The 22,757-nt window shown below is 73.8% G+C and carries 19 protein-coding genes; 4 read left to right on the top strand and 15 right to left on the bottom strand.

Annotation, left to right across the window (positions count from 1 at the left end; genetic code table 11):
* Positions 1-118: 118 nt before the first annotated feature.
* The 4 genes from murD to AC0VX6_RS08325 all read right to left on the bottom strand — a co-directional run bounded on the left by murD (position 119) and on the right by AC0VX6_RS08325 (position 6,139).
* Entirely contained in the window at positions 119-1,570 is a 1,452-nt protein-coding gene (gene murD / locus AC0VX6_RS08340; protein WP_274978095.1) for a UDP-N-acetylmuramoyl-L-alanine--D-glutamate ligase, read from the bottom strand.
* Between the two features lie 2 nt (positions 1,571-1,572).
* Positions 1,573-2,646: a phospho-N-acetylmuramoyl-pentapeptide-transferase gene (mraY, locus tag AC0VX6_RS08335; protein ID WP_274976915.1), complete on the bottom strand. Its 1,074-nt coding sequence runs from the start codon at positions 2,644-2,646 to the stop codon at positions 1,573-1,575.
* On the bottom strand, positions 2,643-4,091 hold the full coding sequence (locus AC0VX6_RS08330) for a UDP-N-acetylmuramoyl-tripeptide--D-alanyl-D-alanine ligase (RefSeq protein WP_274976914.1): 1,449 nt from the start codon (positions 4,089-4,091) through the stop codon (positions 2,643-2,645). The genes mraY and AC0VX6_RS08330 overlap by 4 nt, the downstream gene beginning before the upstream one ends.
* Before the next feature lie 380 nt (positions 4,092-4,471).
* Positions 4,472-6,139: a UDP-N-acetylmuramoyl-L-alanyl-D-glutamate--2,6-diaminopimelate ligase gene (locus tag AC0VX6_RS08325; RefSeq protein WP_274976913.1), complete on the bottom strand. Its 1,668-nt coding sequence runs from the start codon at positions 6,137-6,139 to the stop codon at positions 4,472-4,474.
* Between the two features lie 183 nt (positions 6,140-6,322).
* Between AC0VX6_RS08325 and mmuM the strand changes: the two genes are divergently transcribed.
* Positions 6,323-7,234, top strand: coding sequence for a homocysteine S-methyltransferase (mmuM, locus tag AC0VX6_RS08320; protein WP_475468005.1), 912 nt, complete (start codon positions 6,323-6,325; stop codon positions 7,232-7,234).
* A gap of 24 nt (positions 7,235-7,258) precedes the next feature.
* Here mmuM and AC0VX6_RS08315 read toward each other — a convergent pair whose 3' ends face one another.
* The 4 genes from AC0VX6_RS08315 to mraZ form a co-directional block, all read right to left on the bottom strand.
* Positions 7,259-9,229, bottom strand: a complete 1,971-nt coding sequence (locus AC0VX6_RS08315; protein WP_274976911.1) for a peptidoglycan D,D-transpeptidase FtsI family protein — start codon at positions 9,227-9,229, stop codon at positions 7,259-7,261.
* A complete protein-coding gene (gene ftsL, locus AC0VX6_RS08310; protein ID WP_475468004.1) occupies positions 9,226-9,693 on the bottom strand; it encodes a cell division protein FtsL in 468 nt (155 codons plus the stop codon). Before ftsL ends, AC0VX6_RS08315 begins: the two co-directional genes overlap by 4 nt.
* Positions 9,694-9,703: 10 nt before the next feature.
* Complete coding sequence (gene rsmH / locus AC0VX6_RS08305; protein WP_274978094.1) at positions 9,704-10,777, bottom strand: 16S rRNA (cytosine(1402)-N(4))-methyltransferase RsmH; 1,074 nt, start codon at positions 10,775-10,777, stop codon at positions 9,704-9,706.
* Positions 10,778-11,055: 278 nt separating this feature from the next.
* Positions 11,056-11,487, bottom strand: a complete 432-nt coding sequence (mraZ, locus tag AC0VX6_RS08300) for a division/cell wall cluster transcriptional repressor MraZ (protein WP_017565728.1) — start codon at positions 11,485-11,487, stop codon at positions 11,056-11,058.
* A gap of 537 nt (positions 11,488-12,024) precedes the next feature.
* On the opposite strand from mraZ, the gene AC0VX6_RS08295 reads away from it, so the two are divergent.
* Genes AC0VX6_RS08295 through AC0VX6_RS08285 form a run of 3 tightly spaced genes read left to right on the top strand, consistent with a single transcriptional unit; the run spans position 12,025 to position 16,728 of the window.
* The gene (locus AC0VX6_RS08295) at positions 12,025-13,017 is read left to right on the top strand and encodes an AAA family ATPase (RefSeq protein ID WP_274976908.1); all 993 of its coding nucleotides are present in this window, start codon (positions 12,025-12,027) and stop codon (positions 13,015-13,017) included.
* A gap of 58 nt (positions 13,018-13,075) precedes the next feature.
* Positions 13,076-14,317, top strand: a complete 1,242-nt coding sequence (locus AC0VX6_RS08290; protein ID WP_475468003.1) for a DUF58 domain-containing protein — start codon at positions 13,076-13,078, stop codon at positions 14,315-14,317.
* 8 nt (positions 14,318-14,325) lie between these two features.
* Positions 14,326-16,728, top strand: a complete 2,403-nt coding sequence (locus tag AC0VX6_RS08285) for a transglutaminase TgpA family protein (protein ID WP_475469291.1) — start codon at positions 14,326-14,328, stop codon at positions 16,726-16,728.
* A gap of 392 nt (positions 16,729-17,120) precedes the next feature.
* Here the strand turns inward: AC0VX6_RS08285 and AC0VX6_RS08280 are convergent, their stop codons facing one another.
* The 7 genes from AC0VX6_RS08280 to AC0VX6_RS08250 form a co-directional block, all read right to left on the bottom strand.
* Positions 17,121-17,531: a DUF3040 domain-containing protein gene (locus tag AC0VX6_RS08280; RefSeq protein WP_212640832.1), complete on the bottom strand. Its 411-nt coding sequence runs from the start codon at positions 17,529-17,531 to the stop codon at positions 17,121-17,123.
* 244 nt (positions 17,532-17,775) lie between these two features.
* A complete protein-coding gene (gene dinB / locus AC0VX6_RS08275) occupies positions 17,776-19,029 on the bottom strand; it encodes a DNA polymerase IV (protein ID WP_475469289.1) in 1,254 nt (417 codons plus the stop codon).
* 82 nt (positions 19,030-19,111) lie between these two features.
* Entirely contained in the window at positions 19,112-19,900 is a 789-nt protein-coding gene (locus tag AC0VX6_RS08270) for a methyltransferase domain-containing protein (RefSeq protein ID WP_174547821.1), read from the bottom strand.
* A gap of 60 nt (positions 19,901-19,960) precedes the next feature.
* Complete coding sequence (gene nusB, locus AC0VX6_RS08265; protein ID WP_212640834.1) at positions 19,961-20,374, bottom strand: transcription antitermination factor NusB; 414 nt, start codon at positions 20,372-20,374, stop codon at positions 19,961-19,963.
* Positions 20,374-20,937, bottom strand: a complete 564-nt coding sequence (gene efp, locus AC0VX6_RS08260; protein ID WP_475468001.1) for an elongation factor P — start codon at positions 20,935-20,937, stop codon at positions 20,374-20,376. The genes nusB and efp overlap by 1 nt, the downstream gene beginning before the upstream one ends.
* A 137-nt stretch (positions 20,938-21,074) precedes the next feature.
* Complete coding sequence (gene aroB / locus AC0VX6_RS08255; RefSeq protein ID WP_475467999.1) at positions 21,075-22,175, bottom strand: 3-dehydroquinate synthase; 1,101 nt, start codon at positions 22,173-22,175, stop codon at positions 21,075-21,077.
* Complete coding sequence (locus AC0VX6_RS08250) at positions 22,172-22,684, bottom strand: shikimate kinase (RefSeq protein ID WP_212644538.1); 513 nt, start codon at positions 22,682-22,684, stop codon at positions 22,172-22,174. Before AC0VX6_RS08250 ends, aroB begins: the two co-directional genes overlap by 4 nt.
* Positions 22,685-22,757: the final 73 nt, after the last annotated feature.

The following is a 22,757-nucleotide window of genomic DNA, read 5'->3' as shown; positions in this document are numbered from 1 at the left end:
GTGCGAAGCCGTGGACATTTCGCGCGTGTTGGCCATCTTTGGCGGCCCGGGGCGTGGCGGAGGGCACAGTGGGGGCCGCCCGCGCGCGTTCTGTCACGCACGGGCGGCGGGACGTCACTCAGGGCAAGCGGAGTACGGCCTCGGCGAAGAGGCGGCCCCGTTCGCGGTAGTCGGTGAACATGTCCATGGAGGCCGCCGCGGGCGCCAGCAGGACGGTGTCGCCCTCCCTCGCCAGGGAGGCGGCGGCGGCGACCACCGCGTCCATGACGGTGGCGTCCCCGTCGGCGGGGCCCTCGACCTCCACCACCGGCACCCCGGGGGCGTGCTCGGCCAGGGCCTCGCGCAGCCGGGCCCGGTCGGCGCCGATGAGCACGGCCGCGCGCAGGCGGTCGGCGGCCATCGCGGCCAGGTCGTCGACCTCGGCGCCCTTGAGCAGGCCGCCCGCGATCCAGACCACGGACGGGTAGGAGCCCAGGGACGCGGCGGCGGCGTGCGGGTTGGTGGCCTTGGAGTCGTCCACGTAGTCCACGCCCCCCGCGGCGGCCACGAAGGCGATGCGGTGCGGCTCGGGTTCGAAGGCGGCCAGTCCGGCCCGGACCGAGGCGGGCGCCACGCCCACCGAACGGGCCAGGGCGGCGGCGGCCAGGGCGTTGGCGACGTTGTGCGGCGCGGCCGGGCGCACGTCGGAGAGCGTGGCCAGCTCCTCGGCGCTGCTGTGCGGGTCCTCGACGAAGGCCCGGTCAACCAGCAGGTCCTCGACCACACCGACCTCGCCCGCGCGGGGCGTGTCCAGGCGGAAGCCGACCAGCGGCGTGTGCGGGTCGCCGTCCTCCTCGGCCAGGCGCGCCGACCAGGCGTCGGCGGTGTTGACCACACGCAGGGTGCCCCGCGCGTAGATCCGCCCCTTGGCCCGGGCGTAGGGTTCCAGGCCGCCGTGCCAGTCCAGGTGGTCGGGGGCGATGTTGAGGACGGTCGCGGCGTGCGGGCGCAGGCTGGAGGACCAGTGCAGCTGGAAGCTGGACAGCTCCACCGCCAGGACCTCGCGGAAGCGGCCCCCGGCGTCGGGCTGGACCGCCTCCACGACCGGGGTGCCGACGTTGCCGACGGCGAGCGCGTCGCGGCCGTCCGCGCGCAGCATCGCCTCCAGCATGCGCACGGTGGTGGTCTTGCCGTTGGTGCCGGTGACGGCCAGCCACACCTGGTCGGCGGGCTTGAGCCGCCAGGCGAGTTCGACGTCCCCGATGACCTCGATCCCGGCCTCGGCGGCCCGGACCAGCAGCGGGGAGTCGGGGCGCCAGCCTGGCGAGGTGACGACCAGGTCGCAGTCCGCGGGCAGCGGGGTGTCGCCCAGGACGACCTCGGCGCCCTGCGCCCGGAGGCGGTCGGCCACCGGGCGGACGGTGTCGTCGTCGCGGCCGTCGACGACGGTCACGCGGGCCCCGCGGGCCAGGAGCGCCCTGGCCACGGGGGGCCCGGACACGCCCAGGCCCGCGACGCAGACCCGGCGCCCCTGGAGGGGCGCGCCCTCAGGCGCGGTGCCGGACGGTGTTGGGGAAGCGTGGTGCGCCATGCCTACCTCGGCATCCATTCCAGGTAGAAGAGCCCGATGGCGATCGCCACGAACAGGCCCTGGATGATCCAGAAGCGGATCACGATGGTGGGTTCGGCCCAGCCCTTGAGCTCGAAGTGGTGCTGGAGGGGCGCCATGCGCAGCACGCGTTTGCCGGTGAGGCGGAACGAGGTGATCTGGACCATCACCGACAGGGTGATGATGACGAACAGGCCGCCGATGAGCAGCAGCAGGAGCTGCGTGCGGGTGGTGATGGCCAGGCCCACGATCAGACCGCCCAGGGCCAGGGAGCCGGTGTCGCCCATGAAGATCTTGGCGGGCGGGGCGTTGAACCACAGGAAGGCGATGCAGGAGCCGAGCACGGCGGCGGCCACCACGGCCAGGTCCAGGGGGTCGCGGACCGTGTAGCAGCTGTCCGAGAGGTAGGACACGCAGGACTGGCGCAGCTGCCAGTTGCCGATGATGACGTAGGCGACCAGGGACAGGATCGTCGCGCCGGTGGCCAGGCCGTCGAGGCCGTCGGTCAGGTTCACCGCGTTGGAGAAGCCGACGATGAGGAAAAGGGCCCACAGGACGAACAGGCCGATCATCAGCGGGGGGCCGAAGTCGCGGAGGAAGGAGATGCTGGGGGCGGCGGGGGTGTAGCCGTAGCCGTTGGGGAAGAGGGTGACGCCGTAGGCGAAGCCCACGCCGACGACGGCCTGGCCGACCATCTTCGCGCCGCTGCGCAGGCCCAGGCTGCGGCGCTTGTAGATCTTGATGAAGTCGTCGAGGAAGCCGACGCAGCCCATCCCGACGAAGAGGAACATCACCAGCAGGCCCGACGCGGTGGGCCCGCTGGCGCTGGGCTGCACGATCAGGAGCACCACGTGGGAGCCGAAGTAGCCCACGACGGCGCCGAGGATGATGACGATGCCGCCCATGGTGGGCGTGCCCTGCTTGGTCTTGTGGCCCTCGGGTCCGTCGTCGCGGACCTCCTGGCCGAACTTGAACCGGTAAAGGAGCTTGATCAGCGGGGGCATGAGCCCCATGGAGACGACGAGCGCGAGGGCCGCCGCCAGAGTGATGCCGATCACCGGGCGTCACCCTCCGTGATGAGGTCGATAACCCTTTCGAGCCCTGCCACGCGTGATCCCTTCACAATGACGACGTCTCCTGTGCGCATCCGCGCGCGCACGGCCGAGGCGGCCTCGTGAACGTCCGCAACGCGGACGCACTCGCCCTGCCACAGTCCCTGCCTCGCGGCGCCCTCGGCGCCGACGGCGATGCCCTCGGCCGCCCCGCCGACCACGACCAGGTGGGCCACGCCCGTGCGGGCGGCGAGCTCACCGATCCTCTCGTGCTCGACCCCGCCGTCCTCGCCGAGCTCGGCCATGTGGGCCAGGACGGCGATGGAGCGGCGGTCCCGGGCGAGGGCGCCCAGGGTGGTCAGCGCCGCCCGCATGGACTCGGGGTTGGCGTTGTAGGCGTCGTTGACGAGGGTGGCTCCGGCGTGCTCGGTGACCTCCATGCGCCACCGGCTGACCGGTGTCGCGGCGCCGAGCGCCTCGGCGATCTCGTCCACGCCCATGCCCAGTTCGTCGGCGACCGCGGCGGCGGCCAGCGCGTTGTGGACCTGGTGGGCGCCGACGAGGGCCAGTTCCACCCGGGCGGTGCGCCCGGCCAGGTGGAGGGTGAAGGAGGGGGCGCCCGTCTCGCGCAGGACCACGTCCGTGGCGCGCACGGTGGCGTCCTCCCCCAGTCCGTAGGTGACCACGCGCGCACGGGTGCGCGCGGCCATGGCGTTCACGCGCGGGTCGTCGGCGTTGAGGACGGCGACCCCTCCCGCGCCCCCGGCCTCGGCTCCCGGCGGGAGCGCCTCGACCAGCTCGCCCTTGGCCTTGGCGATGGCGTCGCGGTCGCCGAACTCCCCCATGTGGGCGCTGCCGACGTTGAGGACCACGCCGATCCGGGGCGGGGCCACGCCGCACAGGTGGGCGATGTGCCCGATGCCGCGGGCGGCGGCCTCCAGGACCAGGTAGCGGGTGCCGGTGTCGGCGCGCAGCACGGTGAGGGGGTGGCCGATCTCGTTGTTGAACGAGCCCGCCGGGGCGACGGTCGGGCCCATGCGGGCCACGACCTGCGCGATGAGGTCCTTGGTCGTGGTCTTGCCGGAGGATCCGGTGACCGCGACGACCTCGGCGCGCTCCGCTCCGCGGCGGGGATCGCTGAGTTCTCGCGCCACGTGCCGGGCCAGCCGCGTCAGGGCCGCGACGACTCCCTCGTCGCCGCCCCGCGCCAGCAGGTGGGGGGCGTCGACGGGCCGGGAGACCAGGGCCGCCGCCGCTCCGTCCGCGACCGCGGAGGCGGCGAAGTCGTGTCCGTCCACGCGTTCGCCGCCCAGGGCGACGAAGAGCGCGCCGGGCGCTGCCTGCCGCGAATCGATGACGACGGGGCCGTCGACGACGGCTTCGGGGCGCGCTGATCCGCCGATGGCGGTTTGGGTGATCTCAGCGATCCGATCGAGCGTGAGCGCGATCAAATCCACTCCTCATGTCAGGCCCGGTCCACGACGCCACAGGGGCGGCTGGCCACCCGGCCGGAGTCTCAGGTCAGGGGATGGCACCGCGGATGCCGCGCGTTGCCGCGCCGGGCCTCACCACGGTGTCGGCATGGGCCGCGTCGTGGTCGCCGCCGGGGGCGTCACGTGTCGGGCTGCGATTGCCGGACCTACCTTAGAACATCTTCGGGCGTCCGGAATCCCGCCGGGCCCCCACTGGCGGCAATATGCGCCACTTCGTGACCGTCGGCCCGCACCTGCCCGGAAGCGCTCGCGGGCCCTGAGGCGCGGACGCGCGGGGGGCGCGGGCGGTGCCCGCGCCCCCTCGTCCAGACGGTTCGCACTCCGGGAGTGTCGGGGTGTCAGCCCTGGTCAGGCACCCGGTGGATGTCCTGGAGGGCGACGCCCAGGCGCTCGCGTGCGCTCATGCCGAGGTGGTCCTCGATGGCCGCGCGCAGCACCTCACGGTCGTCGAAGGGCAGCACCTCGCCCTTGACGTACTGGCCGGTCTCGTGACCCTTCCCGGCGACAACCACCACATCGCCCGGGCGGGCGCGCTCGACGGCCAGGCGGATGGCCTCGGCCCGGTCGAACTCCACCGTGACCCGGGCGCGGTACTCCTCGGGGACCTTGGCGACCCCTTCGAGCATCGACGCGGCGATGCTCACGGGGTCCTCGGTGCGCGGGTTGTCGTTGGTGATGACCAGCTGGTCGGCCAGGCGCGCGGCTGCCTCGCCCATGAGCGGGCGTTTGGCGCGGTCGCGGTCGCCCCCGCAGCCGACCACCATGGTCAGCCCGCCCTCGGTGGTGGCGCGCAGGGAGGTCAGGACCGCCTCGATGGCGCCGGGCTTGTGCGAGTAGTCCACGAGCGCGGTGAAGTCCTGGAAGGCGTGGGGCACGGCGTTGGCCACGACCGGCTCCATGCGCCCGGGCACGCCCGGGGCGGCGGCCACACCGGCGATCGCGGTCTCCAGCGGCAGTCCGGCCTCGACCAGTCCGACGATGGCGGCCATCGCGTTGGAGACGTTGAAGGGGCCCGGCAGGGCGACGGAGGCGTTGGCCTCCATGCCGCCGGGGCCCACGATGCGAAAGGCGCTCCCCATGGCGCCCAGACGCACGTCCACGGCCCGCCAGTCGGCCTCCATGGCGGTGGCGGGGTCGGCGTCGCTGTAGCCGTCCACGGCGAAGGTGGAGACGGGGACGCGGCCGTCGGCCTCCACCATGTCCACGAGCGCTCGGCCGAAGCGGTCGTCGGCGTTGACCACCGCGATGTCGCAGTACTCGGGGGTGAACAGGCGGGCCTTGGCGTCGAAGTAGTCGCGCAGGTCGGAGTGGAAGTCCAGGTGGTCCTGGGACAGGTTGGTGAAGACCGCGACGTCGTAGCGGGTGCCGCCGACCCGGCTCAGGGCCAGGGCGTGGCTGGAGACCTCCATGGCGGCGGCGGAGACGCCGCGTTCGCGCATGAGGGCGAACAGGCCGTGCAGGTCGGTGGCCTCGGGTGTGGTGAGCGAGGAGACGACGCGATCGTCGCCCACACGCATCTCCACGGTGCCGACGAGGCCGGTGTGCATTCCGGCGTGGCGCAGGCCCGACTCGACCAGGTACGTGACGGTGGTCTTGCCGCTGGTGCCGGTGGTACCGATCAGCAGCAGGTCCTGCGCCGGGTCCTTGAAGACCCACGAGGCCGCAGTGCCCAGCGCGGCGCGCACGTCGGGGACCACGATGACGGGCAGCCCGGTGGCGGCGGCCCGCTCGGCCCCGTCCCCGTCGGTGAGGACGGCGGCGGCGCCCGCCTCGGCCGCCTGCTCGGCGAAGTCGGCGCCGTGCGCGCGGGTCCCGGGCAGGGCGGCGTAGAGGTCTCCGGGCCCCACCTTGCGGGAGTCGTGGGTGATGCCGCGGACGTGCACCTCCCTGTCCGGCACCTCGGGGGGTCGGTCCGCGCCCAGGTCCGGGCGCAGGAGGGAGGCGTCCGGCCCGAGCAGCGCTGCGAGGGCGGACAGTGGACGAAGTGGCGTGTGTTCAGGTCGCATTACCGGTGGCACGTGTGGAGGTTAACCGCTGTCGACGACCGGCCGGTAATTTCCACGCTGCGTTCGCCGAGGTTTCCCGAACCGGGCGTTTCGCCCAGGTTACGCGGGTTCGCCGTACGCGTCGATGACCGTCCGGGCTAGGCTGGAGGCGTCCTCGAATCCGCCCGGACGCGGAGGTGGCGCATGACCGGAACCCTCCCGTCGCGGCGCCCGCTGGTCCTCGACGGCGGGCTGGCGACACGCCTGGAGGCCTACGGACGCGACCTGCGCGGCGGGCTCTGGTCGGCGCGGCTGCTGGCCGAGGAGCCCGACCTCGTCCGGCGGGTGCACCGGGACTACTTCGAGGCGGGCGCGAACGTGGCCGTCGCCGCCGGGTACCAGGCGAGCGTTCCGGCGCTGACCGCGCGGGGCGCCACCGAGTCCGAGGCCCTGGCCCTGATCGCCCGCTCGGTGGAGCTGGCGCGGGCCGAGCGCGACGCGTTCGGCTCCGGCCTGGTGGCCGCCGGGGTGGGCCCCTACGGCGCGGCCCGGGCGGACGGCTCGGAGTACACCGGCGACTACGACCTGGACGAGGAGGGCCTGTACGCCTGGCACCGGGAGCGCTGGCGGGTGCTCGCCGACGCCGGGGCGGACCTGCTCGCCTGCGAGACGGTGCCCTCGGCGGCCGAGGCCCGGGCGCTGGCCCGGCTGCTCGCCCGGACCCCCGGCGCCCGCGCGTGGATCAGCTTCTCCTGCCGCGACGGCGAGCGCATCAGCGACGGCACGCCCCTGCGCGAGGCGGCCGCCGGACTCGCCCCGCTGCACGCCGACGGGCGGCTGGTGGCGGTGGGCGTCAACTGCACCGCGCCCCGGCACGTCCCCGCGCTGGTGCGCGCGGTCGCCGCGTGCGGCCTGCCGGCGGTGGCCTACCCCAACTCGGGGGAGGAGTGGGACGCGGCGCGGGGGCGGTGGACCGGCACGGCCGACCCCGAGGAGTTCGGCCGCGCCGCCGTGGGCTGGTACGAGGCCGGAGCGGTGCTCGTGGGCGGGTGCTGCCGCACCGGCCCCGAGCACGTGCGCTCCGTGCGCGCCCACCTGGACCGCGCCGCGGTCTGACGCGGGCGTTCCCGGCGTACCCGCCTAACCGGCGCCCTGGTCCTCCGACAGCCGGATGGCGGGCGGCTCGGTCCCCGACGGCGGGACCTTCAGCGTCTTGAGCGCGAAGGACATGACGTCGTTGAACACCGGCCCCGCGGCCTCGCCGCCGTAGTAGTCCTGCTGCGGGTCGTGCAGCACCACCTGGACCACGACCTCGGGGTCGTCGGCGGGCGCGAATCCGGAGAAGGTGGACGTGTACCCGCCGCCGTCGTAGTTGCCCGTCTCGGGGTCGAGCCGGTTGGCGGTACCGGTCTTGCCCGCGACCCGGTACCCGTCGATGCGGGCCTGGGGCGCGGTGCCCTCGTCGCTGGTGACCGCCTCCAGCATCAGCGCGAGCTGCTCGGCGGTCTCCTCGCTGAACACGCGCCGCCGGTCGGGCTCCTCGGATGGGGTGAACTCCCCCTGGGCGTTCACCGTCCCGGCGACCACGCGGGGCTCCACCCTCACCCCGCCGTTGGCGACGGTGGCGTACACCGACGCCATCTGCGCGGCGGTCACCGACAGTCCGTGGCCGATGGAGACCGACGGCAGCTGGGTGCCCCACCAGTCCTCCGGGTCCTTCAGGACGCCCGCCTGCTCACCGGGCAGCTGGAGCCCGGTCGGCTGGCCGAGCCCGAAGTCCTCCAGGTAGGAGTGCAGGACGCCCCGCCCCACCTGGTCGGCGATATTGATGGTGCCCACGTTGCTGGACTGGGCCATGATGCCGTTGGTGGTCAGGCGCAGGGTCTCGTGGGGGCTGGAGTCCCTGAACGTCACGTCCAGGTACCGCATGCTGTCGGGCACGGTGTAGACCGTCTCCGGGGTGGTGATGCCCTCCTCCAGCGCGGCGCCGATGGTGACGACCTTGTTGGTGCTGCCCGGTTCGAAGATCGTGGCCACCGCGCCGTTGGACCACTGTTCGGCGGAGCTGGAGGAGATGTCGCTCTGGGAGTAGGTCGGGTAGTCGGCCATGGCGAGGATCTCACCGGTGCCGACCCGCTCCACGATGACGCTGCCGCCCTGGGCGTCCAGCTCCTCCACGCGCTCGGCGAGGGTCCGGGCGGCGTACCACTGGATGTCCTGGTTCAGGGTCAGGCGCACGTCCTGGCCCGGCTCGGGTTCGCTGACCAGGCCGCCCGCCATGGGGATCTGGGTGCCGTCGGCGCCCACCTCGACGCGGCGCTTGCCCGCCTCACCGGCCAGGGTGTCGTTGAGGTAGCCCTCCAGCCCCTCCAGGCCGTGGCCCTCGGCGCCGACGAAGCCGACGAGGTCGGCGGCGCCGGTCTCCTCGGGGTAGACGCGCTCGTAGGAGACCTGCGAGCCGAGACCGGACAGGTTGAGGTCGGCCAGCTCCTCCCACTCCGCGGGCAGGACCCCGCGGGCGACCACCTCGTAGCGGCTGGGCGCGGCGTCCACCTTCTGGGCGACCTCTTCCTCCTCCAGGCCGAAGCGGGTGACCAGCTCGTCGACGAGCTGGTCGCGATCCTCCTCGGCGACCATCTCGGGGTCGACGAAGACGGTGCGCACCTCCAGCGACAACGCGAAGGGGTTGCCGTCGACGTCGGTGATCTGGCCGCGCAGGGTGGGGATGTCGATGGTCTGGAGGCGCGTGTTGGAGGCCGCCTCGGCGTAGTGCTCGGCCTCCACGACCTGGATCTGCACCAGGCGTCCGGCGAAGAGCAGCAGGACCGCCATGACCAGGGCGCCGCCGATCTTGATGCGGCCCGGCGGCTCGCCCCTGCGGAAGGTACGGCGCAGCAGGGGCGGAAGCGGCGGCGGGGAGCCGCCGCGGCGGGTGCGCCCGCCGCCGCGCGCCTCCCGCGCCGGACGCCCCGAGGTGCGCGCCGGGGGCCGGGCTCCGCCGTCGGGGCGGCGCGGCTCGCGCTGGGGCCTCCTGTTGGGCCGCGACCCCGAGCGGTTGGCCGCTCCGGGCCTGCGGGGGTCCCGGGGACGCCGGTCTCTGGGAGTGCTCACTCACCGCTCCCGGTGGCGCCGCTGATCTCACCGGTCTCGGGGTCGAGGAAGAGCGGGGGCTCCCCGCCCTGCTCCATGCCCATGGCCTCGGCCTCGTCGGAGATGCGCTCGGAGCTCTCCAGCTCGGCGACCGTGCTGCGCCGCTGCTGCTCCTCGTAGGACAGCTCCCGGTTCTCCTCCTTGAGGTTGGCGATCGCGAAGGCCTCCTCGGCCACGACGCTGCGCAGGACGAGCAGGCTGACGAGCGTGGCCCCCAGCAGGAACAGGATGAGCAGGACGAAGGGGATGCGCGGCGCCCGGCCCTGCGCACCGCTCCCGGACCGGGCGCGCTTGGCCGGTGCGGGCGCGGCCGCGGGCTGGGCCGCGGTCCTGCGCGCGGGCTTGGGCCGCGCGGGGGCGGTCTTCCCGGCGGGGGCCTTGCCGCCGCGTACGGGCGTGCGGCGCGTGTCCGTCCTCGTGCTCATCTGGGTCTCCCTACTGCCGCGGCGGTCGCACGCGTTCGGCCGCCCGGAGGCGGGCCGACTGCGCGCGTGGGTTGCGTTCGTTCTCTTCGCCCGTGGGGAGTTCGGCCCCCCGGGTGAGCAGCCGGAGTTCGGGCTGCCGTTCGGGAAGGGGGACCGGCAGGTCGGCGGGCGTGGTGTCGGTGGCCAGCGCGGCCAGGGCCCTCTTGGTCATCCGGTCCTCCAGCGAGTGGTAGGACAGCACGGCCACGCGGCCGCCGACCGCCAGGCGCTCGATCGCGGCGGGCAGGGCGCGTTCGAGGATGGACAGCTCGGCGTTTACCTCGATGCGCAGGCCCTGGAAGGCGCGCTTGGCGGGGTGGCCGCCGGTGCGGCGGGTGGCCGCCGGAATGGCCTCGCGCACCAGTTCGGCCAGCGCGCGGGTGGACTCGATGGGTGCCTGGGCGCGCTGCCGCTCGATGGCCCTGGCCACGCGGGAGGCGAAGCGCTCCTCGCCGTAGGTGCGCAGCACGCGGGTGAGCTCGGCGACCGGGTAGGTGTTGACGACCTCGGCGGCGGTCAGCGACTGGTCGCGGTCCATGCGCATGTCCAGCGGCGCGTCGTGGGCGTAGGCGAAGCCGCGGTCGGTCTCGTCCAGCTGCGGCGAGGAGACGCCGAGGTCGAGCAGGACGGCGTCGGCCTCGGCGGCGCCCGCCTCGTCCAGGGCGCGCGGGATGTCGGAGTAGACCGCGTGCACGAAGCGGGTTCGGTCGGCGTAGGGCGCCAGGCGTGCGGCGCTGCGCTCCAGGGCGGTGGTGTCGCGGTCCACGCCGACCAGGCGCATGCCGGGGCAGGCGCGCAGGAGCGCCTCTGAGTGGCCGCCGAGGCCCAGGGTTCCGTCGACCAGGACGGCGCCGGGCCGCTCCAGGGCCGGAGCGAGCAGTTCCACGATCCGGTCGAGCATGACGGGCACGTGCAGGGGGTCGGCTCCGGAGCGGGCCGCGTCGAGGCGCGCCCGCTCCTCGGCGGTGTGCCCCCCGTCGGCGGGCACGCCGTCCGCGCCCGGGCGGGTGCCCCCGGTCCCGCCGTCCTGCCCGATGTCCCCCATGTGCTGCTGTTCCTCCACGCTGTCGCCGTCTCCCCCCGAGTCGCCGTGGTAGCGCCGCGGTCGGTGCGCTCCACGGTGTCCTTGGCACGGCCCGGCGGGTTCCGGCGGGCCTCCGGACACGGCCGCTATTGTCCACCTTCCGGTGGCTTCGCGCTCACGACCTGGCACCGGGGAAGTCGCGCCAGCTCGTGGAGACCGCGCCCGGAGGCCGTTGCCGGACTCCGGCTTGCGAGGGTGTGGACTGTGTGCTGGTCGGCCCGGCGGTGTTTCCGCCGGGGTCACAGCACCCCGGGCAGCACCTCCTCCGACAGTTGCGCGAAGGCGGGTTCCTGTTCGGCCTCGTAGTCCGACCACGCCCGGGAGTCCCAGATCTCCAGGCGGGTGTTGGCGCCGATCACGACGCACTCCCGGTCCAGGCCCGCGTAGTCGCGGAGCTTGGCCGGGATGGTGACCCTGCCCTGTTTGTCGCAGTTCTCGTCCGAGGCGCTGGCGAAGAGGACCCGGCTGTAGTCGCGCACCGCCTTGGCGGTGACCGGGGTGGTGGCGAGCGCGTCGGTGATGCGCCGGAACTCCTCCGTCGGGAAGACGTAGAGGCAGCGCTCCTGGCCCTTGGTGATCACCAGACCCCCCGACAGCTCGTCGCGGTACTTCGCGGGGAGGAAGAGACGCCCCTTCTGGTCGAGCCGGGGCGTGTGGGTGCCGAGGAACACACTTCCACCTCCCTCACCCTCGAAGTGGAGAATTCACCCTCTCCACGCTGCCCCACCTTACTCCACTCTTCCCCACCGTCAACAGATCTTTCCGGCTTTTGCGACCTCCAGAAGTCGCGAAAACGCAGGTCACAGCGTTGGACACGGTGGTGGGGGAAGGTGGAGGGCGCGGGGTGTGTCGCGGGGGCGCGATCCCCCGGGGCCGCGGCGACCTGCGGCGACGCCGCGCGCGTGCCCGCGTGCGCGTGCGCGGATGGGCAGGGCGGGTGCACGCCGGTGCGGCCCGGCGTGTCGGACCGGCGCGGCGGGATCCGGGCCGGTCGGAGCCGGGGTCCTCCCTCCCTGCGCACCCTCCCTCCCCGCACCGGTGCCACCGCCGAGGAAACAGGAGGGTGATCGGAGCCCTTTGACCTCTTTGACCATTCCTGGAACCAATCGGCCGCCGATTCCGGCACTTTGGTTTGCAATCGGTTCGAATGGGCTTAGCCTCAGTTCCGAACAGCGACACGCGGAGCCACAGGGAGCGGGAGGGGTCTGGTGTCACTCGGTACACACCACGGCGGTCGCGGGGGCGACGTCCAGGGGGACGTCGGTGAGATCGTCGCCGTGGCCGACCGCGTCCGCACCGCGATCGAGACGGTCATCGAGGGCAAACCGGAGGTGCTGCGCCTGGCGCTGACGGTCCTGCTCGCCGAGGGCCACCTGCTCATCGAGGACGTGCCCGGCGTCGGCAAGACCATGCTGGCCAAGGCCCTGGGCCGGGCCGTGGACTGCTCCGTGCAGCGCGTGCAGTTCACGCCGGACCTGCTGCCCAGCGACATCACCGGCGTCAGCGTCTACCACCAGGACCGGCGCGAGTTCGAGTTCAACCCCGGCCCGGTGTTCGCCAACATCGTGGTGGGCGACGAGATCAACCGCGCCTCGCCCAAGACCCAGGCCGCCCTGCTGGAGTGCATGGCCGAGCGCCAGGTGAGCGTGGACGGCCAGACCCGCGCCCTGGAGCGGCCGTTCATGGTGGTGGCCACCCAGAACCCGGACGATATGGAGGGCACCTACGCCCTCCCCGAGGCCCAGCGCGACCGGTTCATGGCCCGCGTCTCGGTCGGCTACCCCGCCCCCCAGGCAGAACTCGACATGATCGACTCGCACAGCTCCAGCTCTCCGCTGGAGGACCTGACACCGGTCACCAGCGCCGCCCAGGTCCGCGACCTGGCCGACCGGGTGCGCACGGTGCACGTGGCCCCGGGCATGCGCCGCTACGTCGTGGACCTGGTCAACGCGACCCGCACCAGCCCCGAACTGCGCCTGGGCGCCTCACCGCGGGCCACCCTGCACCTGGTGCAGGCCGCCCGCGCCTACGCCGCCCTGGACGGACGCCACTACGTCGTTCCCGACGACGTGCAGGCACTGGCCGTGCCGGTGCTCGCGCACCGGCTGCTGCCCGGCCCCGAGGCGCAGATGGAGCGCCTGACCCCCGAGCAGATCGTGGCCAAGCTGGTCGCGCGCCTGCCCGTGCCCGGCCCGCAGTAGACCCGGCGCCCGCGGCCCTCCGCCCCGCCCCGTACGCACCCGCCCCGAGAGAGGGTCCATGCGCCCGCACCGAACCCTCACCGCACGAGGCGTCTGCATGCTCATCCTCGGCCTGACCGCCCTGGTGGCCGGCCTGGTCGTGGGACAGCGCGAGGTCGTGGGCCTGGGCGTGCTGCTCACCGTGCTCCCGCCGCTGTCGGCGCTGACCGTCCTGGGAGCCGCCTCCCGCGTCGTGCACAGCCGCACCCTGTCCCCCGTGCGCATCCCGGCCGGACACAACGCCCGGGTGGAACTGCGGGTGGGCAACTCCTCGCGGACCTGGCCGGTGGCCGCGCTGTCGGTGCGGGACACGCTGCCCGTGCCGCTGGGCGGCGAACCCCGCTACACGGTGGGCTACCTGCGCCCGCGCGCCGTGCGCGACGTCGCCTACCTGGTCCGCCCGGCCGTACGCGGGGACTACCCGGTGGGCCCGCTGTGGATCGGCGTGACCGACCCGCTGGGATGCGTGCGGGTCAGCCGCGACGTGGGCGGACCCTCGCGCCTGCTCGTGACCCCCGTGACCGTCCCGCTGCCCGCGCTGGGCGCCGCGAACGGCTCCAAGGGCGAGGACTCGCCGCGGCGTTCGATGAGCGGCGCCGGGGAGCAGGACCCCGTCCCCCGCGAGTACCGGTACGGCGACGACCTGCGCAAGGTGCACTGGCGGTCCACCGCCAAGCACGGTGAGCTGATGGTGCGCCGGGACGAGCAGCACTCGCGGGAGAGCAGCGCGGTCCTGCTGGACATGCGGCTCGGGGCGCACGGGCATCCGGGTCCCGCCGGGTCCCTGGAGACCGCCGTGAGCGCCGCCGCCTCGGTGGCGGTGCACCTGATCGACGGCGGCCACGAACTGCGCCTGCACACCGAGCGGGGCCGGGTCGGGACCACGAGCGCGTCGGGCGTGCTGGACGGCCTGGCCGTCGCCGAGCCCTCCGACACCCCCGGGCTGCTCGGCGGGATCGGCATGCTGGCCGAAGCCCGCGGGACGACCGGCCTGGTCGTGGCGGTGCTGGGCGCGGTGGACCCCGAGGAGGCCGCCGCCCTGGCCCGCACGGGCGGCCGCGGCACGCGCGTCGCCGTGCTGTGCGCGCACGCCGCCTGGCCCGGCCCCGACACCCTGCGCGGGGTCCACGACGTGCTGACCGGGGCCGGATGGCGCGTCGTCGTGCTGGGCTCCACCGCCGAACTGCCCGACCTGTGGCGCCGCGCCTGCGCGCCCGCTCCCGCCGCCGGGCCGCACACCCCTCGGAAGGTTGCGCGTTGAGAGCACTGATGCCCCTGGCCACCCTGGTCTGCCTGCTGATGGCGCTGCCGCTGCTGGGCGGCCTCGTACGGGGTGAGGCCTGGTGGGTTCCGGCCCTCGTGATGGCGGCGGCGGTGGGCGGCGTGTCCGCGCTGTACCGCCTCAGCGGCTGGAGCTCCTTCCCGGTGCCGTTCCTCCAGGTGCTGGCGGCGGCACTGCTGATGGCGCCGCTGTTCGCCGGACACGTCGCGCCCCTGGGGCTGCTGCCCTCCGGTGACGTGGCGGCGCACCTGCTGCGGCTGTTCGACGAGGGCCTGGAGACGATCGACACCAGCACGCCCCCGGTCTCCTCCACCGCCGGGGTCATGCTGATCATCGCGCTGGTGTTCGTGCTGTTCGCGATCGTCGCGGACCTCCTCGCGGTGACCGCGCGCTGCCCCGGGATGGTCGGCGCCCTGGTGGCCGTGCTGATGGCGGTCCCGCTGATCGTGGACGGCGCCGGGTTGGGCTGGCTCCCCGCGACCAGCAGCGCGGTCGGCTTCCTGCTGCTGCTCGCGGTGGACGTGTGGGTGCGCGGCCGCGAGTGGGGCGTGCGCGTCCCCGACGGCCACGACTCCTCGGCCCGTGTGCTGAGCGCGGTGGGCAGGGCGACGACGGTGGCGCTGGCCTCGGCCGCCGCGGTGCTCCTGGCGCTGGCGGTGCCGCTCGCGGTGCCGTCGCTGCGCACCGACGTGCTCCACACGATGGCCGACGGCACCTACATCGGCACCGGCGGAGGCCGCATCACCACCACGCACCCGCTGGTCTCGCTGCGGCGTGAGCTGGCCTCCTCCTCCGACCGCACGGTGCTGACCTACCGGACCGACGCCGAGCGGCCCGACTACCTGCGCACGTACGTGCTGGACGAGTTCGACGGCGCGAACTGGACGATGACGCCGGTCAGCGCCTCGGGCGACACCGTCGTCGACGGGGAGCTGCCGCTGCCCACCGGGTGGGGCTCGGAGCCCTCCGGCGACGCGGTGACCACGCGGATCTCGATGGACTCGGACGCGCCCGGGATCGACTTCCTGCCGCTGCCGTACTGGGCGCGGACGGTGGACGTGCCCGGCGAGTGGTACGCCGACCCGGCGAGCCACGTGGTGTTCACGACCGAGAGCGCGCCCACGGGGCTGAACTTCACCGTGGAGACCCTGGACCGGGAGCCCTCCGCCGAGGAGCTGGCCGACAGCGGCGGCCCGCGGTCGCTGCCGGGCGACTTCCGCGGCCTGCCCGGCGGCCTGGACCCGCGGGTGCGGGAGCTGGCCGAGGACCTGACCGAGGACGCGCAGAGCCCCTACGAGCGCGCGGTGGCGCTCCAGGACCACTTCGCGGGGGGCGCGTTCACCTACGACCTGTCCCCGCCCGCAGTGCCCGACGGGGCCGACCCGCTCGCCTACTTCCTGTTCGAGGACCGGGTGGGCTACTGCGAGCAGTTCGCCGGGGCGATGGCGGTCATGGCCCGGCAGGTGGACATCCCGGCACGGGTGGCGGTGGGCTACACCGCGGGCGAGCAGCAGGGCGACGGCCGCTGGGCGGTGTCCGTGGGCGACGCCCACGCCTGGCCGGAGCTGTACTTCGAGGGCGCGGGCTGGGTGCGGTTCGAGCCGACCCCCTCCTCCGCCGGGGGGCAGGGCTCGGCGTCGGTGCCCGAGTACTCCCGGGGCGGGCAGGAGGGCGTCGACAACCCGGACGGGACCGCGGAGGAGCCGCTGGAGCTCTCGCCCGAGGAGCCGGACGTTCCGCGGGACGAGGCCACCGAGGAGGCCGAGGAGCCCAGCGAGGCCCCTGAGGAGGAGCCCGGGGACGAGCCCTCCCCATCGGTGGCCGCCCCGGGCGACGACACGCGGGACGGCCCGGACCTGTCGTGGCTGCCCGTGGCGGGCGCCGCCGCGGGCGCGCTGATGCTGTTGGCCCTGCCCGCGCTGGTGCGAGCCCTGACGCGCTGGTCCCGGACGGCGTCGCTGACCGGCGGCGCGGGAACGTCGGGCGCGCACACCGCGTGGCGGGAGCTGCGGGACACCTGTCTGGACCTGGGCGGTACGTGGTCGCTGGCGGAGAGCCCGCGCGCCACGGCCGAACGCCTGGCCGCTTCCGGTCCGGCGCCCCGGACCGACGCGGCCCCGGTGGGGCTGATGTCGGGGGCGGCCCCGGGGCCGGTGGCGCCGGAGGCCGCGGCGGCGCTGCGGCGGCTGGCCCTGGCCGAGGAGGAGGCGCGCTACGCGCCCTCGCCCCGGGTCCCGGAAGGGTTGCGCGAGGACCTGCGGACGGCCCTGGCGGGGCTGACCGGGGTGGTCGGCGCGGCGTCGCGCGTCCGCGCGGTGCTGCTGCCCCGGTCGCTGGCCCCGTGGCACCGTCCGGGCCGTGCGGCCGACCCCGAGCCCGTGACGTCCTAGCGGGGCGGCCGGGGCCCGCGCACGCGATCCCGGTTCCCGGCTCGCTCCGTTCCGTGTGCGGACCCCGCGTGCGGGATGCTCGCCCGTACCGACGGGTCCGGGCGCCGGTACACCCGGTGGCGCGGCCCCGTGTCCGGTCTACGGGTCAGAGTCCCTCTCCTGCGGAGTCGGCGCTCCGGACCGGGACACCGTTCCGGGGCTGTCCGCGTCGGCGACGAACCCCACCGGTACGCCCCGGGCTCCTACGCTCCCCACCCGGAAAACGTGGTGGGCCCCGCACCACTGTGCGGGGCCCACCACGGGGAACTGCGTGTCCGGCGCGGATCCCTTCCGGGATCCCCGACCGGCGGAGCACGGCCGGGCGCGACCGCCGAGGGTGTGGGACCGGGGTCCTACTCCTCACCCTCCTGGCGACGGCGCCAGCGCTCCTCGAAACGGTTCATCATGCCGGGGCGGCTGCCGCCACGGCGCTTCTGCTTGGGCTCGGCCGCCACGGCGCCCTGGTCGGCACCGCCGCTCCCGGAGGCCTTGCGCCAGGCGTTGGCGCCCCACAGGAAGCACAGCAGCATGACGAGGAAACCGAGGACGCTGATGGCGACCTGGGCGACTGTGGACTGGAGCATCAACCCCGTCATCAGCAGCACGATACCGACGACGAAACCGAGTCCGGCCTTGATGATCCAGCGCTTGTAATGGACCGCGGGGTTCGTTTGCCGAACGGTGTTCGCGAACTTCGGGTCCTCGGCATACAGCGCCCGCTCGATCTGGTCGAGCATGCGCTGCTCGTGTTCAGAGAGCGGCACGGCGCCTCCCTACGGCAGTCCCCGGTTGGGGTGACGGGTACTGAAGAACAGTCTCTTGGTCAGTGGTATGCCCAGAATACGATGAGCTAGCGCCCGGTGGAAAGAAAAGCTGCGTGCGTACCTGACCACCAGGGGCCACGATACCCTCGCCCTGTATCGGAAACACCGGCTTCCATGCCTCTCTTCTTACCCTCATTCCGGTCCTACCCTGGGGAACGCTCCGAGGGCCCCGGAAGTTGCCGCATCATACGTCGTTTTCGTCACGCTTGGCCAACACGGCCGACTGTATCGCGCCCGGCCCGAAACGTGCCGTTACGCGATCCATAACCCGTTCAACATCCCTCCAACCCGATTCCTCCTCTCCCAGTGCCAACTGGCGGTGCACCTGTTCCACCGGGACGACCCCCTCCACCCGCACCCCCACCAGGCGCAGCGGCACCCCCCTCAACCCGGAGGCGGTGTACAGCTCGCGGGCGACGGCGCTGATCTCGCGGGCCACGTCGGTGCCCTCGGCCAGGGTCCGCGACCGGGTGATGGTGGAGAAGTCGCCGCGGCGCAGCTTCACGCTCACCGTGCGCCCCGCCTGCCCCGACGCCCTCAGGCGGCGCCCGACCTTCTCGGCCAGCCTCAGCAGCTCGCGGTCCACCACCCCGGGGTCGGCCACGTCCTCGTCGAAGGTCTCCTCCGAGCCGATGCTCTTGTCCGGGGACTCGGGCACGACCGGGCTGGTGTCCACCCCCCGCGACAGCTCGGCCAGGCGGGTCCCGGCCTTGTCGCCCAGCTCCATGCGCAGCAGGTCCGGCTCGTAGCGGGCCAGCTGGCCGACCGTGCGCACGCCCAGCCGGGCCAGGGTCTGCTCGGTCCGGTCCCCCACCCCGGGCAGCGCACCGACCGGCAGCGGGTCCAGGAAGCCGCGCACGTGGGCGGTGGGCACCAGGAGCAGGCCGTCGGGCTTGCAGTGCGTGGAACCGAGCTTGGCGGTGAAGCGGGTGGCGGCCACACCCACGGAGCAGGTCAGGCGCTGTTCCCGGCGCACCCGCTCGCGGATCATCGCGGCGATGCGCACCGGTCCGCCCAGGCGGCGGCGCGCGCCGGACACGTCCAGGAAGGCCTCGTCCAGGGAGAGCGGCTGCACCAGCGGCGTCACCGAGCGCAGGATGTCCATGACGGCCTCCGACGCCTGGCGGTAGGCGGGGCCGTCGGGCGGGAAGACCAGGGCGTCCGGGCACAGGCGCAGGGCCCGCGCCATGGGCATGGCCGAGTGGACGCCGTGCGCGCGGGCGAGGTAGTCGGCGGAGGAGACCACGCCGCGCGGGCCGGTACCGCCCACGATGACCGGGCGTCCGCGCGCCTCGGGGTGGCGCAGCTGCTCGACGCTCGCGAAGAAGGCGTCCATGTCCAGGTGCAGGATGTGGCAGTCGCCGTCCGGTCCGGAGCCGTCCGCGGGAAAGTCCGCGTCCAGCGCCGCGATGCCCTCCGGGGAGACCATGCCCCGCATCGCGGCGCCGCGTTCCAGTTGGCGTCGGCTCATACAGCCAGGTTATGCCGTGCCGGGGACGCTCCGGCCCCGGCACCGGGGTTCAGGAGCGGTGCGCGACGACGTGCAGTTGGGTGGCGATGCCGATCAGCTCGGGGTGCTCGGCGGCGGCCCTCTCCAGCTCCACCAGGTGCTGCCCGGCGTGGGCGTCGCCCTCCCAGGCGTGCCCGGGCACGAGGTCGGCGAACGCGCGGACCCCGCGGACGCTCTCCCCGGACAGTCCGGCCCGGCCGATCAGCTCCAGGACCTGCTGGCGGGTGAAGCGGCGCGGCATCGGGTCGCCCTCGCCCCAGCGTCCGTCGGGGTCGCCGAGCAGGTGGTGGGCCTCGGTGATGTGTCCGGCCAGCGCGCGGTGCAGGGCTCCGGCGACCGCGTTGGTGACCAGCAGGCTCACCGCGCCGCCCTCGCGGGTGATGCCGACCACGTCGTGCAGCGCCGCGGCGGGGTCGTCCACGTACTCCAGCACGTTGTGCACCAGGACGAGGTCGGCGCTGGCCGACGCGAACAGGGCGGCCAGGTCGCGGGTCTCCCCCTGGACCCCGCGCACGGACACCCCCCGCTCCGCTGCGCGCCGCTCCAGGGCCGCGAGCGAGTCGGGGCTGGGCTCGACCACGGTCACCCGGTGGCCGAGTTCGGCCAGGGGGACGGCGGCGCCGCCGGTGCCCCCGCCCGCGTCGACGATCTCCAGGGGCCCGTCCCCGAGCCGGTCCAGCAGTCCGACGAGGGCGTCCCACACGACCGCGGTCCGGGCCGCGTTGGCGGCCCGCCCCGGGCCGGTCGCCCCGCTCGCGCCGAGGCCGCCGCCCGCGGCCACGCTGGTCCTGTCAGTCACCTGCGTTCCCTCAATCCACGTTGCCGCGACGGTCCCCCGCGCGCCGGTGCCGGTCGCGCCCTAGAGCGAGAGCGTCGGCTTGTTCTCCATCAGCCTGGACAGGAGTCCGCTGACGAAGTTGGGGGACTCGTCGGTGGACAGCTCCTTGGCCACGCCGACCGCCTCGGCGATCGCCACACCGTCCGGGATCTCCTCGGCCCACAGCAGTTCGTAGGCGCCCATCCGCAGGATGTTGCGGTCCACGACCGGCATGCGCTCCAGGGTCCAGCCGATGGCGTAGGTGTCCAGGAGCTCGTCGATGCGCTCGCGCCGCTCGTCGACCGAGCGGGCCAGGCTCTCGGTGAAGTCGTTGATCGGCGGTTCGGGCTGGGCCCGCCGGCGCCGGATGACGTCCTCCACCGATGTGGCGCGCACCTCGGCCTCGTAGAGGACCTCGACCGCGCGCCGCCGTGCCTTGCGCCGTGCTCCGCTCATCAGTTGACTCGCCCGAGGTAGTCACCCGTGCGGGTGTCGACCTTGACGCGCTCGCCTTCGCTGATGAACAGGGGCACCTGGATGGTGGCGCCGGTCTGGACGGTGGCGGGCTTGGTGCCGCCGGTGGAGCGGTCGCCCTGCACGCCCGGGTCGGTCTGGGTGATCTTCAGCTCGACGGCGGGGGGCAGCTCGATGTAGAGGGGGTTGCCCTCGTTGGTGGCCACGGTGGCCTTGGTGTTCTCCAGCAGGAAGTCCTTGCCGTCGCCGACGACGGCCTCCGGGACCGGGATCTGGTCGTAGGTGCTGGTGTCCATGAAGATGAAGGCCTCGCCGTCGTGGTAGAGGTACTCCATCTCGCGGCGGTCGACGTTGGCGAACTCGACCTTGGACCCGGCGTTGAAGGTCTTGTCGACGATCTTGCCCGTGAGGACGTTCTTCAGCTTGGTACGGACGAACGCGCCGCCCTTGCCCGGCTTGACGTGCTGGAACTCCAGGACGTTCCAGAGGACGCCGCCGTCGAGCCGCAGGGTCGTGCCGTTCTTGATGTCGTTCGTCGTGGCCACTTCGGTCGTCTCTCCAAGGGGTTTGACACGTCGGGGACCGGCCCCCTCGGGGCCCGGTCTGTGTTCGGTGGGGCCGGGCCCGGGCACCTCGGGGAGCTTCCCCGGGCACGCCGGTGCGCACGTCGCCTGTGTGCAGTCTAGTGGCTTCGCGGAACCTGGGTGTCGCCCGTGACCGCGCGGTACGCCTCGTCCAGCAGTTCGGGCGCGGGGCCGCTGAGGATGGCGGGCCGCGCCAGACCGTCCAGGACGACGAAGCGCAGGGTGGCCCCTCGGGCCTTCTTGTCCACGCTCATGGCGGCGCGCAGTTCGGGCCAGGCCTCGGGGGCGTAGGAGACGGGCAGGCCGACCGAGGAGAGCAGCGAGCGGTGGCGCCGGACCAGGTCGTCGCCCACGCGGCCGTCCAGGCGGGCGAGTTCGGCGGCGTAGACCATGCCGATGGAGACCGCGTAGCCGTGCCGGAAGGTGTAGTTCTCGGCGCGCTCGATGGCGTGGCCCAGGGTGTGGCCGTAGTTGAGGATCTCGCGGCGGCCGCTCTCGCGCAGGTCGCCGGAGACGACGTCGGCCTTGACCCGGATGGCGCGCTCGATGAGCTCCCGGGTGTGCCTGCCCTCGGGTTCGGCCGCGCCCTCGGGGTCGTCCTCGACCAGGTCGCAGATGACGGGGTCGTCGATGAACCCGGCCTTGACGATCTCGGCGAGGCCGCCGATGTAGTCGGCCCGGGGCAGGCTCGGCAGGGTGGCGAGGTCGCACAGGACCCCGGCCGGGGGGTGGAAGGAGCCGACGAGGTTCTTGCCCTCGGGGGTGTTGATGCCGGTCTTGCCGCCGACGGCGGCGTCGACCATGCCGAGCAGGGTGGTGGGCACCAGGACCGAGCGCACGCCGCGCAGCCAGGTGGCGGCGACGAACCCGGCCAGGTCGGTGGCGGCTCCCCCGCCCACGCCGACGACGGCGTCGCTGCGGGTGAAGCCCCGCTGCCCGAGCCGGGACCACAGGTCGGCGGCGACGGCGGCGGTCTTGGCGGCCTCGCCGTCCGGGACGGGCATGGAGTGCGCCCGGTAACCGGCGGCCTCCAGCGCGCCGACCACGGGGCGGGCGATCCCGTCCAGGCCCTGGGGGTGGATGACGGCCACCTGGGCGGCGTCGCCGACCAGGGAGGGGAGTTCGGAGAGGACCCCGCTGCCGACCACCACGTCGTAGCGGCCGGCGGAGTCGCCCACACCGATCCGGGTCACGGTCACTGCTGAGCCTTTCCGGAGTCCTGTCCGGCCAGCGAGGGCAGGATGGCGTCGACGATCTCTTCGGGGTGGTAGCCGGTCGTCTCGACGGTGACGCTGGCCAGGCGCTCGTAGACGGGCAGGCGCTCGTTGAGCAGCTGGCGCAGCCGGGTGCGGGGGTTGCCCGCGAGCAGGGGGCGGGCCACGTCCATGCCCACGCGCTTGGCGGCCTCGCCGAACTCCACCTGGAGGTAGACCACGTGGTGCTCGGCCAGGTCTCGCTGGGTGTCCTCGTCCAGGACCGCGCCGCCGCCGACGGCGATCACGCCCTCCCAGGCGCGCAGCCCCTCGGCGACGACCTCGCGCTCCAGGGCGCGGAAGCGCTCCTCGCCGTCCTCGACGAAGATGTCGCCGATGGGCTTGCCCGCGCGCTTCTCGACCTCGGTGTCGGTGCACAACAGGTCGGCGCCCAGGCGCCCGGCCAGGGCCTCGCCGACGGTGGACTTGCCCGACCCGGGCGAACCGATGAGCACCGCGATCGCTTTTGCCACGCTCTTCCCATCTGGAGAATCCGGGGCGCCGCGCACTGAGAAGCGCTGTCCCCGG

The sequence above is a fragment of the Nocardiopsis sp. iso_25 genome, from assembly GCF_056173305.1.
The sequence above is the reverse complement of the archived record's forward strand: the minus strand, read 5'-3'. Positions and strand labels throughout refer to the sequence as shown.

What these genes read in the sequence shown, in the direction of transcription:
- ftsL (WP_475468004.1), bottom strand. Translation starts at nt 9,693, where the DNA reads ATGAGCACGAGGACGGACACGCGCCGCACGCCCGTACGCGGCGGCAAG.
- AC0VX6_RS08325 (WP_274976913.1), bottom strand. Translation starts at nt 6,139, where the DNA reads ATGCGACCTGAACACACGCCACTTCGTCCACTGTCCGCCCTCGCAGCG.
- AC0VX6_RS08285 (WP_475469291.1), top strand. Translation starts at nt 14,326, where the DNA reads ATGCCCCTGGCCACCCTGGTCTGCCTGCTGATGGCGCTGCCGCTGCTG.
- mmuM (WP_475468005.1), top strand. Translation starts at nt 6,323, where the DNA reads ATGACCGGAACCCTCCCGTCGCGGCGCCCGCTGGTCCTCGACGGCGGG.
- dinB (WP_475469289.1), bottom strand. Translation starts at nt 19,029, where the DNA reads ATGCGGGGCATGGTCTCCCCGGAGGGCATCGCGGCGCTGGACGCGGAC.
- murD (WP_274978095.1), bottom strand. Translation starts at nt 1,570, where the DNA reads ATGGCGCACCACGCTTCCCCAACACCGTCCGGCACCGCGCCTGAGGGC.
- nusB (WP_212640834.1), bottom strand. Translation starts at nt 20,374, where the DNA reads ATGAGCGGAGCACGGCGCAAGGCACGGCGGCGCGCGGTCGAGGTCCTC.
- AC0VX6_RS08290 (WP_475468003.1), top strand. Translation starts at nt 13,076, where the DNA reads ATGCGCCCGCACCGAACCCTCACCGCACGAGGCGTCTGCATGCTCATC.
- rsmH (WP_274978094.1), bottom strand. Translation starts at nt 10,777, where the DNA reads ATGGGGGACATCGGGCAGGACGGCGGGACCGGGGGCACCCGCCCGGGC.